Origin of the sequence: Clostridium isatidis (genome assembly GCF_002285495.1) — a bacterium.
GTDB classification, from domain to species: Bacteria; Bacillota; Clostridia; order Clostridiales; family Clostridiaceae; genus Clostridium; species Clostridium isatidis.
The window spans coordinates 1,662,770-1,679,084 of record NZ_CP016786.1 but is presented as its reverse complement, the minus strand read 5'-3'; the positions used below and the strand labels follow the sequence as shown (position 1 = coordinate 1,679,084).

15 protein-coding genes, 1 pseudogene and 1 other annotated feature are annotated in these 16,315 nt (G+C 30.2%); all 16 genes and pseudogenes read left to right on the top strand.

Annotated elements, in window-relative coordinates; translation table 11 throughout:
* The first annotated feature begins 53 nt into the window (after positions 1-53).
* Complete coding sequence (locus BEN51_RS07920; protein ID WP_119865528.1) at positions 54-920, top strand: DegV family protein; 867 nt, start codon at positions 54-56, stop codon at positions 918-920.
* Positions 921-1,115: 195 nt separating this feature from the next.
* Positions 1,116-1,334: a binding site (T-box leader), on the top strand.
* Between the two features lie 58 nt (positions 1,335-1,392).
* The gene (locus tag BEN51_RS07915) at positions 1,393-2,058 is read left to right on the top strand and encodes an amino acid ABC transporter permease (protein ID WP_119865527.1); all 666 of its coding nucleotides are present in this window, start codon (positions 1,393-1,395) and stop codon (positions 2,056-2,058) included.
* Positions 2,039-2,713 (top strand): amino acid ABC transporter permease, encoded by a 675-nt coding sequence (locus tag BEN51_RS07910; protein ID WP_119865526.1) that lies wholly within the window; start codon positions 2,039-2,041, stop codon positions 2,711-2,713. The genes BEN51_RS07915 and BEN51_RS07910 overlap by 20 nt, the downstream gene beginning before the upstream one ends.
* 10 nt (positions 2,714-2,723) lie before the next feature.
* A complete protein-coding gene (locus BEN51_RS07905) occupies positions 2,724-3,470 on the top strand; it encodes an amino acid ABC transporter ATP-binding protein (protein WP_119865525.1) in 747 nt (248 codons plus the stop codon).
* Between the two features lie 51 nt (positions 3,471-3,521).
* Positions 3,522-4,352 carry a cysteine ABC transporter substrate-binding protein gene (locus tag BEN51_RS07900; RefSeq protein ID WP_119865524.1) on the top strand — a complete coding sequence of 277 codons (831 nt, stop codon included), beginning with the start codon at positions 3,522-3,524 and terminating at the stop codon, positions 4,350-4,352.
* A gap of 317 nt (positions 4,353-4,669) precedes the next feature.
* On the top strand, positions 4,670-5,260 hold the full coding sequence (locus tag BEN51_RS07895) for a protein kinase (RefSeq protein ID WP_119865523.1): 591 nt from the start codon (positions 4,670-4,672) through the stop codon (positions 5,258-5,260).
* A 308-nt stretch (positions 5,261-5,568) separates the two neighbouring features.
* Complete coding sequence (gene eno / locus BEN51_RS07890; RefSeq protein WP_119865522.1) at positions 5,569-6,864, top strand: phosphopyruvate hydratase; 1,296 nt, start codon at positions 5,569-5,571, stop codon at positions 6,862-6,864.
* Positions 6,865-7,026: 162 nt separating this feature from the next.
* Positions 7,027-7,257 carry a preprotein translocase subunit SecG gene (secG, locus tag BEN51_RS07885; protein WP_119865521.1) on the top strand — a complete coding sequence of 77 codons (231 nt, stop codon included), beginning with the start codon at positions 7,027-7,029 and terminating at the stop codon, positions 7,255-7,257.
* A gap of 64 nt (positions 7,258-7,321) precedes the next feature.
* On the top strand, positions 7,322-7,702 hold the full coding sequence (locus BEN51_RS07880) for a PH domain-containing protein (protein ID WP_119865520.1): 381 nt from the start codon (positions 7,322-7,324) through the stop codon (positions 7,700-7,702).
* A 256-nt stretch (positions 7,703-7,958) separates the two neighbouring features.
* The gene (gene rnr, locus BEN51_RS07875; RefSeq protein WP_119865519.1) at positions 7,959-10,238 is read left to right on the top strand and encodes a ribonuclease R; all 2,280 of its coding nucleotides are present in this window, start codon (positions 7,959-7,961) and stop codon (positions 10,236-10,238) included.
* A gap of 136 nt (positions 10,239-10,374) precedes the next feature.
* Entirely contained in the window at positions 10,375-10,845 is a 471-nt protein-coding gene (gene smpB / locus BEN51_RS07870) for an SsrA-binding protein SmpB (RefSeq protein WP_119865518.1), read from the top strand.
* Positions 10,846-10,989: 144 nt separating this feature from the next.
* Positions 10,990-11,958, top strand: a pseudogene (locus tag BEN51_RS07865) (sigma-54 interaction domain-containing protein); the annotation flags it as partial.
* A 234-nt stretch (positions 11,959-12,192) separates the two neighbouring features.
* Entirely contained in the window at positions 12,193-13,359 is a 1,167-nt protein-coding gene (locus BEN51_RS07860) for an iron-containing alcohol dehydrogenase (RefSeq protein WP_119865516.1), read from the top strand.
* A 160-nt stretch (positions 13,360-13,519) separates the two neighbouring features.
* Positions 13,520-14,407, top strand: a complete 888-nt coding sequence (locus BEN51_RS07855) for a sulfide/dihydroorotate dehydrogenase-like FAD/NAD-binding protein (RefSeq protein ID WP_119865515.1) — start codon at positions 13,520-13,522, stop codon at positions 14,405-14,407.
* A gap of 2 nt (positions 14,408-14,409) precedes the next feature.
* Positions 14,410-15,798, top strand: a complete 1,389-nt coding sequence (gene gltA, locus BEN51_RS07850) for an NADPH-dependent glutamate synthase (RefSeq protein WP_164704099.1) — start codon at positions 14,410-14,412, stop codon at positions 15,796-15,798.
* A gap of 96 nt (positions 15,799-15,894) precedes the next feature.
* On the top strand, positions 15,895-16,290 hold the full coding sequence (locus BEN51_RS07845) for an RrF2 family transcriptional regulator (protein WP_119865514.1): 396 nt from the start codon (positions 15,895-15,897) through the stop codon (positions 16,288-16,290).
* The last annotated feature ends 25 nt before the right edge of the window (positions 16,291-16,315 follow it).

The following is a 16,315-nucleotide window of genomic DNA, read 5'->3' as shown; positions in this document are numbered from 1 at the left end:
AAGCTATAAATTAAAAAATTATTTTGTTAAATAAAGCTTTAGGAGTTGAAAAAATGAGTATAAAAATAATTACTGATTCAGGTTGTGACTTGTCTTTAGACTACGTAAAAGAAAACAATATAGAAGTAGTTCCTCTAATGGTTAATATAAATGGAAAGTTCATACCTGATGATTTAGGACAGACTTTAAGTCGTCAAGATTTCTATGATTTATTAAAGGATGGAATACTGCCTACAACTACTCAAGTAAATATAGGAAGCTTTTATGAAGTATTTAAAACATATATAGAAAAAGGAGATGAAATAGTATATATTGGCTTATCTTCAGCCTTAAGTGGTACATATAATAGTGCAGTAAAGGCCAAAGAAATGCTTTTAGAAGAATATAGCAATGCTAAAATATATACTATAGATTCTTTAAGCGCATCTTTAGGAGAAGGATTACTAGTTTATACTTTAAAGGAATTGTTAGATAAAGGAACCCCCTTATTAGAAGCAATAAAATTTATAGAAGAAAATAAACGAAAAGTAATTCATTCCATAATTGTAGATGATTTAAACCATCTAAAAAGAGGTGGAAGACTTTCAGGAGCAGCAGCAGCTGTAGGCAGTATTTTAAATATAAAACCAGTTTTAAAAGTAGATGATGAAGGTAAGGCAGTAGTAGCTGATAAAGTAAAAGGAAGAAAGAGAGCTATAAAATACCTATTCAATGATTATAATGAAAGAGGAGTTAATAAAAAAGAGCAAGTTGTTTTTATTATGAATGCAGCAGCTAAGGAAGATGCTGAATTGTTAAAAAATATGATAGAAACAGAATCAGTAGCTAAAAAGGTAATCATATATGATATTGGATGCGTAATTGGTTCTCATACAGGTCCTGGAACTTTAGCAGTTGTATACTTTGGAGATAAAAGGTAAGAAGCAACAGTTAATAAGAAAATGAACTAGCTCAAAAGTAATTTTGAGCTAGTTTTTTTATAAAATATTCACAAAATTAAGAGCTTTTGAATATTTTAAATATTATTATTAGAAATTATATGTATATTAATATACGAAATAAAATATATATTGACAAAATTTATTCTAAATGTATAATAAAAATATCGGAATACTAGGAAAGCGTTGAAGAAGAGAGTAGTATATTAATAATTTTCACAGAGAGAAGGTAATTGCTGAGAGCCTTTAAAATTATAATGTACGAAGTGCACTTCGGAGCATAAAATGTGAAGTCTTTAGCATTTTAACGGTTCGCCGTCTATAGCGTATTTGAGTTGGAACAAGTATATTTTGTTCAATGAGAGTGGAACCGCGGAGTATAGCTTCGTCTCTTATATATTTATAGAGACGAAGTTTTTTTATAAATAAGTTTATTAAGATTTGGAGGCGTTGTATGGGCTTAGATTTGGAATTTATGGTTAATAGAATACCAGATTTTATTAAAGCTACAGTAATGACATTGAAGCTTTCTGTATTATCAATAATTTTCTCAATAATGCTTGGGATTTTGATAGAAGTGGCAAGATATTTTAATGTAAAAATAATAGGAATTATATCAAAAGTATACATAGAATTTTCAAGAAATACTCCACTTTTATTACAAGTGTTTTTTCTATATTTTGGTCTAACTAAACTAGGAATAAAATTAAGCGGATTTGCTTGCGGTGTTATCGGCTTATCTTTCCTTGGAGGAGCTTATATGGCAGAATCCTTTAGAGCAGGAGTAGATGCAGTTTCAAAAAGTCAAATGGAGAGTGGACAAGCATTAGGATTAAGTAAAATTCAAATTTTAAGGTATATTGTATTACCAATTAGCTTTTCCATATCAATACCTTCAGTTGCAGCAAACTGTATATTCTTAGTTAAAGAAACATCTGTTATAGCTTCTATAGCAGTAGGAGAGCTTATGTTTGTAACTAAAGGAATTATAGGTATGTACTATAAGACAAAGGAATCATTAATTTTAGTTGTAATATTCTATTTAATAATTTTACTTCCAATGTCAATTGCAGCTAGAAAGATAGAGAGGAGGTTAAGATATGGAGAGTTTGGCAGCTAGTGCAGTATTTAGTGCTGATAATATGAACAGATTACTTGAGGGCTTAGTGGTAACCTTAAAGGTGTCAGTAGTTTCTGTTATACTTTCAACAATTCTTGGAATTATCCTTGGAATTATAATGACAAGTAAAAATAAAATAATTAAAGTTATAACAAATTTATATTTAGAAAGTATAAGAATTATACCCTTAATGGTTTGGCTCTTCATATTTTATTTTGGAGTACCAAATGTCTTCGATATCCATCTAGAGTCAATAGTTGTTGGATATATAGTTTTTAGCTTATGGGGGACTGCAGAAATAGGAGATTTAGTAAGAGGCGCTGTAACTTCTATTCCTAAAATATATTATGAATCAGCCCAGGCCCTTTCCTTAAATAAAGTTCAAACCTATAGATATATAATAATTCCAATTAGTATTAGAAGGGTAATACCAGCTATTATAAATTTAACTACAAGAATGATAAAAACAACAACCTTAATGACCTTAATTGGAGCAATAGATTTAGTAAAAGTCGGGCAGCAAATTATTGAAAGAACAGCAGTAACAGAACCCCTTATATCATTATGGGTATATGGATTTTTATTGATAATATATTTCTTAATATGTTTTCCTATATCTATGGGGGCAAAAGCTTTAGAGAAAAAACTAAATTAGGAGGGGTTTTATGAAGGAAGATGTGTTATTAAAGCTAGTAAATGTAAAAAAAGATTATGATGATAGAGAAGCCTTAAAGGGAATAGATTTAGAAGTTAAAAAGGGAGAAGTAGTTGTTATACTAGGTCCATCAGGCTGTGGTAAAAGTACATTATTAAGATGTATAAATGGCTTGGAAAAAATTAAAGAGGGAGAAATAATATTAAAGAATTATGGTTCCTTAGGAAAAGATGTAGCTTTTGAAAAAATAAGAGGAACAGTAGGAATGGTTTTTCAAAGCTATGAATTATTTCCACATATGAATGTCATAAATAACATTTTACTTGGACCAATGAAGGCTCAAAACAGAGATAAGGCAGAAGTTGAAAAACAAGCTGATGAACTATTAGAAAGGGTAGGACTGAAAGATAGAAAATATGCCTATCCAAGAGAATTATCTGGTGGTCAAAAGCAAAGAATTGCGATAGTTAGAGCATTATGCATGAATCCAGAAATAATGCTTTTTGATGAAGTAACAGCCGCTTTAGATCCGGAGATGGTTAGGGAAGTACTTAAAGTTATATTGGAACTTGCTAAAAATGGAATGACTATGGTTATAGTTACTCATGAAATGGAATTTGCAAAACATGTTGCAGATAAGATTGTCTTCATGGAAGAAGGAAGAATTATAGAAACTGGAAAACCAAAAGAATTCTTTGAAAATCCAAAAACTGAAAGGGCAAAGAGCTTCTTAGAATCTTTTGAATTATATAAATAAGTTAATATTTAAATTTTAAAATAAATAATAAAAAAGAAAGGGGAAAAATAAATGAAAAAAATAATTTCATTATTATTAACATTAATTTTAGCATTAGGAGCATTAGTATCTTGTTCATCTAAAGAAGAAGAACAAACAGCTTCAGGAATTGATGCAATAAAAGAAGCAGGGGTAGTAAGAATTGGAGTATTTAGCGATAAGCCGCCTTTCGGATTTGTAGATGAAAAAGGTGAAAATCAAGGATATGATGTATATTTAGCAAAAAGAATAGCTAAGGACTTACTTGGAGATGAATCTAAAGTAGAATTTGTCTTAGTTGAAGCTGCCAATAGAGTTGAATATTTACAATCAAATAAAGTTGATATAATTCTAGCTAACTTTACACAAACTCCAGAAAGAGAAGAAGTAGTTGATTTTGCAAAGGCATATATGAAAGTTGATATTGGAGTAGTTTCACCAGATGGATCACCAATAAAATCAATAGATGATTTAAAAGGAAAACAACTTATAGTAAATAAGGGAACAACTGCAGAAGCTTTCTTTACTAAAAACTATCCAGAAATTGAATTAGTAGGATATGAACAAAATACTGAAGCTTTCAATGCTTTATTAGATGGCAGAGGAGCAGCATTAGCTCATGATAATACATTATTATTTGCTTGGGCTAGAGAAAATAAGGGCTTTACAACTTATATAGACAGTCTTGGAGATGAATCAGTTATTGCACCAGCAGTTAAGAAGGGCAACACTGAATTAAAAGAATGGTTAGATGAAGAAATAACTAAATTAACACAAGAAGGTTTCTTTAGAGAAGCATATGATGCAACATTATTACCAGCCTTTGGTGATACAGTTGATCCAGCATCAGTAATTATAGAATAATTTAGTTAGGAACTTGAAACTATTAACTAGGAGTGTGGAGTTAGGAGTTAGGAGTTAGGAGTGTGGAGTTAGTAGTTAGGAGTGTGGAGTTTGGAGTTAGGAGTGTGGAGTTAAGTTTTAGCTGTTAACTCTTAATAATTAAATTTAGAAATTAAGAAGATACATTCTATTTTGAGTGTATCTTTTTTTGCATTTTTAATACTATAGGTTTTAGCTATGATTAAAATTTTTTTAAGCTTAACTCTATTTTTTTATTTGTCATTATTAGATTAATAATTTAATAATATATAATAATAGTATTTTTAGGGGAGAAGTTTATGCCTAGGACATATGCCTATTCAGCTGATTTTGATCAAGAGACAGAAATGCTTTTCAGAGATGCAAAGTTTTTAGGTGAAGGCCATAATGGAATTGTATATGAATTGCCTGAAAATAAAGCTGTAAAGATATTTCAAGAAAGAAAGCACTGTAAGGAAGAAGGAGAAATACTTAAGAAAGTAGGAAGTTCATCTTACTTTCCTAAATTATATAAGATGGGAGACTATTTTATAGTAAGAGATAAGGTTGAAGGAATGAGATTAGATTATTATATTAAAAAACATGGTATAAGTTATGAAATATCATCAAATTTATATGAATTATTTAAGGAATTTAAGAGATTAAAATTTACTAAACTGGATGCTAGATGCAGGGATTTATATATAACACATGATAATAAAATAATGGTAATTGATCCAAAGCAGTGTTTCAGTAAGAAAGTTACTTATCCTCGTCATTTGATGAAGGGACTACATAAGCTTGAAGTTTTAGAAAGTTTTTTAGAAGATATACGTATTTTAGATATAAGAATGGCTAGGGAATGGGAAAAAAAGATCAATAATTATTTAGAAAGTAGAAATTTAATTTAAAGAACCAAAGTAAGGTTCTTTAAATTTGTTTATGATAAAAATTTAACAAAGTTGTAAAGTTAAAAGAACTATAGGAAAATTATTATTATTTTCAAAAGTTAGGACAAAATAAGAAAATTACATATTGTAAATATTGGTGAAAGTGGTATAATTAAAACAGAAAATTAACAATCCTTTTTAATTATTAGTTTTCTGATATCTACAACCTTGTATTTAAATACTTCATTATGAATATTAAAACAATGTGAAGAAATAATACTAAGGTATAGATAAAAATAAATAGGTTCGAAATTTAAGGAGGAAAAATAATGAAAAATTATTGTGAAATAGTAGATGTTGTAGCAAGACAAATACTTGACTCTAGATGTTTCCCAACAGTAGAAGTAGAAGTTTACTTAGAAGATGGTACTGTAGGAAGAGCAGCTGTTCCATCAGGAGCATCAACTGGAATGTATGAAGCTGTTGAATTAAGAGATGGAGATAAAGATGTTTACCTTGGAAAAGGTGTTTTAAAGGCTGTTCAAAATGTTAATGATACAATAGCAGAAGAATTAATCGGATGCAATGTTTATGATCAAACATATATTGATAAATTACTTATCGAATTAGATGGAACTCACAATAAAGGAAACTTAGGAGCTAACGCTATACTAGGTGTTTCACTAGCAGTTGCTCAAGCAGCAGCTAAATCATTAAATTTACCTTTATATCAATATGTTGGTGGAGTTAATGCAAAAGTATTACCAGTTCCAATGATGAACATAATCAACGGTGGATCACACGCTGATAACTCAGTAGATTTACAAGAATTTATGATTATGCCAGTAGGAGCTAAGACTTTCAGTGGTGCATTACAAATGTGTGCTGAAGTTTATCATACATTAAAGAAAACATTACTTGAAAAAGGATATTCAACAGCTATCGGTGATGAAGGTGGATTTGCTCCAGACCTTAAATCAAACGAAGAAGCAATAGAAGTTATTCTAGAAGCTATAACTAAAGCTGGATATGAACCAGGAAAAGATATGTTCATAGCTATCGATGCTGCTTCATCAGAATACTACAAAGATGGAAAATATGTTTTAGAACATGAAGGAAAAACTTTAACTGCAGCTGAAATGGTTGACTTCTTAGAAGCTTGGGTTGATAAATATCCAATAATCTCAATCGAAGATGGTATGGCTGAAGAAGACTGGGAAGGCTGGAAGCTATTAACTGAAAGATTAGGAAAGAAAGTTCAATTAGTTGGAGACGACTTATTCGTTACTAACACTGAAAGATTAGAAAGAGGAATAGATAAGGGAGTTGGAAATTCAATCCTAATCAAGTTAAACCAAATCGGTACATTAACAGAAACTCTAAATGCTATAGAAATGGCTAACAGAGCTGGATATACTGCAGTTATTTCTCACAGATCAGGAGAAACTGAAGATACTACAATCGCTGACTTAGTTGTTGCTGTAAATGCAGGACAAATTAAGACAGGTGCTCCAGCAAGATCTGAAAGAGTTGCTAAGTACAATCAATTATTAAGAATTGAAGAAGAATTAGATGAAATTGCTGAATACAGAGGAAGAAAAGCATTCTTCAACATTAAAAAATAGTGTAATAAAATAGTTTACTATATAAATCTGCTGCACAGAATACTTTGTGCAGCAGTTTTTCTTAGTTGACATTTCTTAACTGTTAATTGACATGTACTAGCTAATTGTGTTAATATAACTTTATGTAAATATGAGCGTTGACTTACCATAGGAGGTAGAAATATGAAAACTTTTCTATTAGTATTACAAATTATACTTGGAATTATTATTATCGTATCAGTATTATTACAACCAAGTAAATCAGATGCCTTAAGCGGATTAATTCAAGGAAGTAAAACTGAAACATTCTTTTCAAAAAATAAGGTTAGAACAAGAGAGGCATTTTTGTTAAAAGTTACAATTATAGCTATGGCTTTATTTGCTATTAATACTTTAGCATTAAATATAATATAATAGATAAGGGGGGGCTGCTTTTTATTTTAGTAGCCCTTTTATTATAAAGCTAGGAGATGATATCATGGGAATATTAAACGGCTTAATAGGAAATGCTTCAGAAGTAAACATAGAAAATCTTAACAAGGAGTATGAGAGAATACTTACTAAAGATGAGAAAATAGAAAAAGCATATAAGATAATAAGAGATTTATACATTTTTACAAATAAAAGATTGATTTTAGTAGATAAACAGGGAGTAACAGGTAAAAAGACAGAGTACCATTCAATTCCTTATAGGTCAATAACCCATTTTAGCATTGAAACTAATGGGCACTTTGATTTAGAAGCAGAACTAAAAATATGGATATCAGGGACTGCACTGCCAATTACAAAGAATTTTAATAGCTCAGTAAATATTTACGATTTACAAAAAGTACTTGCAGAATACTGCTTAGATAAATAACATGAAATTCAAGCTATTATCAATTAATGTAGAATGTACAATGTACATTCTACATTTTAAAAGATTTTGATCTACTTTCTTAAAAAGAAATTTTTTTATTCTTTTTTATTGGCTATTTTTACATATAGGGGTTATTATTACTAAAAATATTACAATTAAATACATAGTATATATTAAATTTATCTAAATGTAATAAAATTAATAATTTGGATAAACTAAAAATAAAAAGTTTCTTATGAACGGAGGAATAAGGATAATGGGAATAAAACAAACCTTGTTAAGTTTTATGAGGGAAGAAGCATATAGACCTATGGATATACAAGAATTAGCGTCTATTTTTAATATAAATGAATCAGAATATAGAGCTTTTAAAAGAGTGTTAAAAAATATGGAGAAAGAAGGTTTAATAATCAGGACCAAGAAAGATAAATATGGAGTTCCTGAAAGATTAGGACTTATAAGAGGTACTCTACAAGTTCATCAAAAGGGATTTGCTTTTTTATTGCCAGAATTAGAAGGAGAAAAGGATGTATTTATACCTAGTTCAGCTTTAAATGGTGGAATGAATGGTGATATTGTTCTAGTTGAAATTACTAAAGAAGATAAAAATGGGAAGAAAAGAGAAGGAGAAGTTGTAGAAATTATTGAAAGGACAAATAATGAAATAATTGGGGTATATGAAGATAGTCAAAACTTTGGTTTTGTTGTTCCTGAAGATCCAAGATTAAATTCAGATATATTTATATCTAAGAAGGATAAAAATGGAGCAAATACTGGAGATTTAGTTATCTGTGAAATTACAAAATGGGCAGAAAAAAGAAAAAGTCCAGAAGGAGTAATTAAAGAAATTCTAGGTAAAAAGGGAGATAAGGGCTTAGATATATTAACAATAATCAAAAAATATGGTCTTCCAGAAGAATTCCCACAAAAGGTTTTAAATTATGCTGAAGGAATTTCCGATGAAATAGAGGAAGAGGAATATAGAAGAAGAAAAGATTTAAGAGAAGTTAGAATGGTAACAATAGATGGAGAAGATGCAAAGGACTTAGATGATGCTGTTTCCATAACAAGATTAGATGGTGGAAAATATAGATTAGGAGTTCATATTGCAGATGTAAGCCATTATGTTCGTGAAAAAAATCCATTAGATAAAGAAGCATTAAAAAGAGGAACTTCAGTTTATTTGATTGATAGAGTAATTCCTATGCTTCCTAAAAAATTATCAAATGGAATCTGTTCCTTAAATCCCAAAGTAGATAGATTAGCTTTAAGCTGTTTTATGACAATTGACAGCAATGGTAAAGTTTTAGAACATGAAATAGTAGAAAGTGTAATTAGAACAAGCGAAAGAATGACCTATACAGATGTTACAAAGATCCTAGAAGAAAATGATCCAGAACTTATGGAAAGATATGATTATCTAGTGGATGATTTTAGGGCAATGGAGGAGCTTTGCAAAATCTTAAATTCTAGAAGAATGAGAAGAGGAGCAGTGGACTTTGATTTTGAAGAATCAAAGATAATTTTAGATGAAAATGGTAAGCCTATAGAAATAAAGCCTTATGAAAGAAGAATTGCTAATAAAATAATAGAAGAATTTATGCTGATTTGTAATGAAACAATAGCTGAGCATATGTTTAATCAAAATATTCCATTTGTATATAGAATTCATGAAGATCCTGATGAAGAAAAATTGGCAAAATTTAAGGAATTTGTATATAACTTAGGTTATAAGATGAAGGGTGGAGAAGAAACAGAGCCAAAGGATCTACAAGCAATCTTAAATGCAGTTGAAGGAAAGAAAGAAGAAAAGGTTGTAAGTACACTATTATTAAGATCTATGATGCAGGCAAAATATTCACCACAATGTGTCGGACACTTTGGTCTTGCAGCTCAGTATTACTGCCACTTTACTTCACCAATAAGAAGATATCCAGATCTTCAAATTCATAGAATAATTAAAGAATATTTAAATGGAAGACTAAGTGAAGCTAGACAGAGAAAGCTAATAGATATAGTAGAAGTAGCAGCAAGACAATCATCAGAAATGGAAAGAGTAGCACAAGATGCTGAAAGAGAAGTTGATGATTTAAAGAAAGCAGAATATATGCAAGAAAGAATCGGAGAAGAATTTACTGGAATTATATCTTCAGTTACTTCTTTTGGATTATTCGTTGAGCTGCCAAATACTATAGAAGGTCTTGTTCATGTAACTTCCTTAGATGATGATTATTATATTTATGATGAAGACCACCTATGTTTAATAGGAGAAAGCAGCAAGAAGGTTTATAGGCTTGGTGATGAAGTCAAAGTAAGATGTTCAAAAGTAGACATAGATAATAGAGAAATATATTTTGACTTAGTAGATGGTGAAGTTTCAGAGAAAGAAAATGCCAAAACAGATGAAAATAATAATATTAATGAAGTAAAAAATGAAATTAAAGAAGAGCTTTTATCAATAATTAAAAATGAATTATTAGAAGAAATTAAAGAGGAAATAAAAGAAGAAATATTAAATGAATTAAGAGTAGAATAAAGATAATAGATATTGGTTTATTTTACCTTATTCTGATATATTAGAAAAAAAGGCTATATTTTAAATTAACAATTGTGTATAATTTAAAATATAGCCTTAAAGTTTAAGAAAATATAAAAGTAGAGTGGTGATATTCTTGGTAAGAAAGAAAAATAGCAATACTCTAGCTGAAAATAGAAAAGCTAGACATGATTATTTTGTAGAAGAAACAATAGAGGCAGGAATAGCTTTAGTTGGTACAGAAGTAAAATCAATTAGAGCAGGAAAATGTAATTTAAAAGAAGCTTATGCAGATGTATCTAATGGGGAAATAATAATATTAGGGATGCATATTAGTCCTTATGAACAAGGAAATATATTTAATGTAGATCCATTAAGACCAAGAAAACTTCTTCTTCATAAAAGAGAAATAGCAAGATTTGCAGGTCTAGTGTCACAACAGGGATACACATTAATTCCTTTATCTCTTTATTTAAAAAATGGTAAGGTAAAAGTTGCTCTTGGCTTATGTAGAGGTAAGAAAAACTACGACAAGAGGGACGCTCTTCTAGAAAAAGCTCATAAGAGAGATATGGAAAGAGAAATGAAAAATTCATATAGATACTAAAGACAGTTTTCACTGTCTTTTTTTTGTAAATATTTTAAAAAGGTTATAATATATGCTTTTTAATTGTAGAAAAATTATCAATCTTGATGTAGAATTATATTATAGAAATAAATTCTAAGGGTAAGTGTGATAGCTATGGAAGGTTATAATTTTGAAAATATTATTTGCAAAAGTGAAGAAATGAAAAGTATTATAAATAATTGTAAAAAAGTTGCTAATAGTCCTTCAACCATATTAATTGAAGGGGAAAGTGGTACAGGTAAGGAAGTACTAGCCAAAGCAATTCACAATTACAGTAATAGAAAAAATAATAATTTTGTTGCAATTAACTGTGGTGCAATTCCTAAAAATTTAATTGAAAGTGAATTATTTGGATATGAGGAAGGAGCTTTTACAGGAAGCAGGAAGGGTGGATCTATTGGAAAAATAGAGCTTGCTAATAATGGAACTTTATTTTTAGATGAAATAGGGGACATGCCTTTTGATATGCAGGTTAAGCTCCTTAGGGTGCTTCAAGAAGAGAAAGTTATAAGAATTGGTGGAAACAAAGAAATTCCTGTAAATATGAGAGTAATTGCAGCAACAAATAAAAACTTAAAAGAAGAAGTTAAGAGAGGTAAATTTAGGGATGATTTGTATTATAGACTATGTGTTATTCCAGTAGTTATTCCACCACTTAGAGATAGAAAAGAAGATATATTAGAGCTTATAGACTATTTTTTAGTTGATAAGTCAAAGAAACTTAATAAACCCTTTAGAAAATTAGATAAAGAATTATTAGAGAAATTATTAAGCTATAGTTGGCCAGGTAATGTAAGGGAGCTTGAAAATATTATAGAAAACATAGTAAATTTAGATGGGAAAATGTCAATCGAGCTTCTTAATGAAGAGGAAAGAATGGAGTACTGTAAAAAGGATAAATGCAGAAAGTACTTATTATATAAGAGAATGAATGAATTTAATTTAAAAAAGGTAGAAGAAAGCACAATAAAAAAGGCATTGGATTATTACAATTATAATCTTACAAGAGCTGCAAAATCTTTAGGTATAAGTAGAAATACTTTATATTTAAAAATAAAGAAATATAATATCGATATAGAAAATTCTGTATAAGTATAGAAATTAAATAACATGTAATAGGGATGTACTAAAACAATACAGTGTCCTAATTTAATACGGAAATTTAAATGAACATTTGTTAGATTTTAGTACACAAATAAATCTTTATAATAATAAAAAAATGTAAATCTATTAAAACAGTAATTGTTAAAAAAATAACCATTTTGGCATGGATTTTGCTTTATCATATATTGACTTAAAATTAATATATTAATTGGAGGGGTTTTTATGGCAAGATTTACATTACCAAGAGACATTTATCATGGAGAAGGAGCTCTAGAAATACTAAAATCAATAAAAGGGAAAAGAGCAATGGTTGTAGTTGGCGGCGGTTCAATGAAAAGATTTGGTTTCTTAGATAAGGTTGAAGCTTATTTAAAAGAAGCTGGAATGGAAGTTGAAATTTTTGAAGGTGTTGAACCAGATCCATCAGTGGAAACTGTTATGAAGGGTGCAGAAGCAATGAGAAAATTTAACCCAGATTGGATAGTTTCAATTGGTGGAGGATCACCTATAGATGCAGCAAAGGCAATGTGGATATTCTATGAATATGAAGATTTTACATTTGAAGAAGCAGTTATTCCTTTTGGCCTTCCAGAGCTAAGAAAAAAAGCTAGATTTATAGCAATACCATCCACAAGCGGTACTGCTACAGAAGTTACTGCCTTTTCAGTTATTACTGATTATAAAGCAAAAATTAAATATCCTATAGCGGATTTTAATATAACTCCTGATATAGCAATTATAGATCCTGAACTTGCACAAACTATGCCAAAGACACTAACAGCTCACACTGGAATGGATGCTTTAACTCATGCAATAGAAGCATATACTGCATCACTTAGATCAAATTTCTCAGACCCATTAGCAATAAAGGCAATTCAAATGATAGCGGAACATTTAGTTAATTCTTATGAAGGAGATAGAGATGCAAGAAATGAAATGCATGAAGCTCAATGTTTAGCTGGAATGGCATTCTCAAATGCCTTATTGGGAATAGTTCATTCAATGGCTCATAAGACTGGAGCTGTATTTGATATTCCTCATGGATGTGCAAATGCAATATATCTTCCTTATGTAATTCAATATAACAAAAAAGAAGCTTTAGATAGATACGCTGACATTGCAAGAGCTCTACATTTAGAAGGAAAAACAGATGAAGAATTAACAGATGCATTAGTAAACATGATTAATGACTTAAATACAAAACTTAATATACCACATACATTAAAAGAATATGGAGTAGAAGAAGAATACTTTAAGAAGAATTTAGATTATATTTCAAAGAATGCTGTTGGTGATGCTTGTACAGGTTCAAATCCAAGATCAATTGACCCTGAAACAATGAAGAAATTATTTGAATGTGTTTATTATGGACACAAGGTTGATTTTTAGTTTAGTGTAGTTACAAGTTCCAAAATAGATTACCTTAATAAATATAAAAGGTAATCTTTTTTGGATAAAGTATAATAATCAGATTACAATTTTACAAATTATTGTATAAATAGGTAATAAATGATAGAATTGTGGTATAAAAAATGTAAGGGGGAACATTATGTACAAAATAGTTAGGAAGAGGGAACTTACAGACAACATATATCTTATGGATATAGAGGCAAAAAGAGTAGCTAAGTCATGTAATCCGGGACAATTTATTATAATCAAAAATGATGAAAAGGGAGAAAGAGTACCTTTAACAATTGCAGATTATGATAGAGAAAAGGGAACAGTAACAATAGTTTTCCAAGCAGTAGGCAGAGCAACAAGGGAATTAGCAACATATAATGAGGGGGATTATGTATTAGATTTTGTTGGACCATTAGGAGTTCCAAGCGAATTTATCTCAGAAGATTTAGAAGGCCTTAAAAAGAAGAATATAATCTTTATAGCTGGTGGAGTTGGAGCTGCGCCTGTATATCCACAAGTAAAATGGATGAAAGAACATAACATAGATGTAGATGTTATTATTGGAAGTAGAAATAAGGATTTATTAATATTAGAAGATGAAATGAGAAAAGTAGCAAAAAATTTATATATATCAACTGATGATGGAAGCTACGGCTTTAATGGAAACGTAACACAACTTTTAAAGCATCTAGTAACAGAAGAAGGAAAGAATTATGACCATGCAATAATCATTGGTCCAATGATAATGATGAAATATGCTTCCCTTCTAACTAAGGAATTAAACATAAAGACAACAGTAAGCTTAAACCCAATAATGGTAGATGGTACTGGAATGTGCGGTGCATGTAGAGTTACTGTTGGTGGAGAAGTAAAATTCGCCTGCGTTGATGGACCAGAGTTTGATGGTCATTTAATAGATTTTGATGAATCGATGAGAAGACAAGCCTTATATAAAACTGAAGAAGGCAGAGAATTGTTAAAGTTAGAAGAAGGGAATACCCATAATCACGGTGGATGTGGATGCAAGGAGGAGTAGTTATGGAAAAAATAGATAGAATGAAAAGAATACCTGTTGCTGAACTAGCGCCAGAAGTTAGAATAAAGAATTTTGAAGAAGTTTGCCTAGGATACACTGAAGAAGAAGCTGTATCAGAGGCTTTAAGATGCTTAAACTGCAAAAAGCCAAAATGTGTAGATGGATGTCCTGTTTCAATTAATATACCAGCATTTATTAACTATTTAAAAGAAAGAAGATTTGAAGAAGCTGCAAAGGAAATTGCTAAGTATAGTTCCCTTCCTGCTGTATGTGGTAGAGTATGTCCACAAGAAACTCAATGTGAAGGAAAATGTGTATTAGGAATAAAAGGTGAGCCAGTTTCTATAGGAAAATTAGAGAGATTTACTGCTGATTGGTCTAGAGCACATGATGTTGAATTATCTTTTAAAGAAGAAGCGAAAAATAAAAAGGTTGCTGTTATTGGCAGCGGTCCTGCTGGATTAACTTGTGCTGGAGAATTAGCTAAAAAGGGTTATGATGTAACAATTTTTGAAGCATTACATGAACCAGGCGGGGTATTGGTATATGGTATTCCAGAATTCAGATTGCCAAAAGAGGAAGTAGTAAAATATGAAATAGATAATATAAAGAAATTAGGTGTAAAGATTGAAACTAATGTTGTTATAGGAAAAACTGTAACAATAGATGAACTTATGGAAGATGAAGGCTTTGATGCAGTTTTCATAGGTTCAGGGGCAGGTCTTCCAAAGTTTATGGGTATTAAGGGAGAAACTGCAAATGGAGTTTTCTCTGCTAATGAAATTTTAACAAGAGTAAATCTTATGAAATCCTATAAGGAAGGATATTATACTCCTGTAAAAATAGGAAAGAAAGTAGCTGTAATTGGTGGAGGAAATGTTGCCATGGATGCAGCAAGAACTGCTTTAAGACTTGGAGCAGAAACCCATATAGTTTATAGAAGAAGTGAAGCAGAGCTTCCAGCAAGAGTTGAAGAAGTTCATCATGCTAAAGAAGAGGGAGTAATTTTTGATATTTTAACAAATCCAATAGAAATTTTAGTAGATGAAAATGGATGGGTAAAGGGAATGAAGGTTGTTAAAATGGAACTAACAGAACCAGATGAATCAGGCAGAAGAAGACCAGTTCCTATAGAAGGTTCAGAATATGTTATGGATGTTGATACAGTAATAATGTCTCTTGGAACATCTCCAAATCCATTAATATCTTCAACTACAAAGGGTCTTGAGACAAATAAATGGAAATGTATTATAGCAGATGAGGATGGTCGTACAACTAAAGAAGGTGTCTATGCAGGGGGTGATGCTGTAACAGGAGCTGCAACAGTAATTTTGGCTATGGGTGCTGGTAAAAAAGCTGCTCAGGCAATTGATAATTACTTAAGCAAGTAGTAGAATAATATTAGAAAATAGTAGAAAATAACGAAAATAGTAGAAAATTAAGCAATAAACGTAGTAAAATGGTTCGGGCGAAAGAAGGGAATAAATATGTATTTATCAAAATTTACTGATTACTCCTTTAGGTCATTATTGTATCTAGCAAATCATAGAGAAAAAATATGTACAGTCGAAGAATTATCAAAGGAATTAGATATTTCAGAACATCATTTAAAGAAAATAATTCATAAATTAGCAAAAACTGATTATGTAATTTCTATGAAGGGCAGATCCGGGGGATTAAAACTAGGATTAGAACCTGAAGAAATTAATTTAGGAGAGGTTCTAAAACTTACTGAAGACAACTTAAATATTGCAGAGTGCTTTAGCAAAAACGAAGTATGTCCTTTTATGGATGGAGGATGTAAGCTAAAGGGAATTATGAGAGCATCCCTGAATAAATTTTTAGAGGAGTTCTCAAAATACACACTAAATGATTTGCTGTAGCAAATCTATTTCATAATTTAAAATG

Coding starts and splice junctions, on each gene's coding strand:
- eno (WP_119865522.1), top strand. CDS start 5,569: ATGAAAAATTATTGTGAAATAGTAGATGTTGTAGCAAGACAAATACTT.
- BEN51_RS07905 (WP_119865525.1), top strand. CDS start 2,724: ATGAAGGAAGATGTGTTATTAAAGCTAGTAAATGTAAAAAAAGATTAT.
- BEN51_RS07900 (WP_119865524.1), top strand. CDS start 3,522: ATGAAAAAAATAATTTCATTATTATTAACATTAATTTTAGCATTAGGA.
- BEN51_RS07860 (WP_119865516.1), top strand. CDS start 12,193: ATGGCAAGATTTACATTACCAAGAGACATTTATCATGGAGAAGGAGCT.
- BEN51_RS07915 (WP_119865527.1), top strand. CDS start 1,393: ATGGGCTTAGATTTGGAATTTATGGTTAATAGAATACCAGATTTTATT.
- BEN51_RS07920 (WP_119865528.1), top strand. CDS start 54: ATGAGTATAAAAATAATTACTGATTCAGGTTGTGACTTGTCTTTAGAC.
- BEN51_RS07855 (WP_119865515.1), top strand. CDS start 13,520: ATGTACAAAATAGTTAGGAAGAGGGAACTTACAGACAACATATATCTT.
- rnr (WP_119865519.1), top strand. CDS start 7,959: ATGGGAATAAAACAAACCTTGTTAAGTTTTATGAGGGAAGAAGCATAT.
- BEN51_RS07880 (WP_119865520.1), top strand. CDS start 7,322: ATGGGAATATTAAACGGCTTAATAGGAAATGCTTCAGAAGTAAACATA.
- gltA (WP_164704099.1), top strand. CDS start 14,410: ATGGAAAAAATAGATAGAATGAAAAGAATACCTGTTGCTGAACTAGCG.
- BEN51_RS07895 (WP_119865523.1), top strand. CDS start 4,670: ATGCCTAGGACATATGCCTATTCAGCTGATTTTGATCAAGAGACAGAA.
- BEN51_RS07910 (WP_119865526.1), top strand. CDS start 2,039: ATGGAGAGTTTGGCAGCTAGTGCAGTATTTAGTGCTGATAATATGAAC.
- secG (WP_119865521.1), top strand. CDS start 7,027: ATGAAAACTTTTCTATTAGTATTACAAATTATACTTGGAATTATTATT.
- BEN51_RS07845 (WP_119865514.1), top strand. CDS start 15,895: ATGTATTTATCAAAATTTACTGATTACTCCTTTAGGTCATTATTGTAT.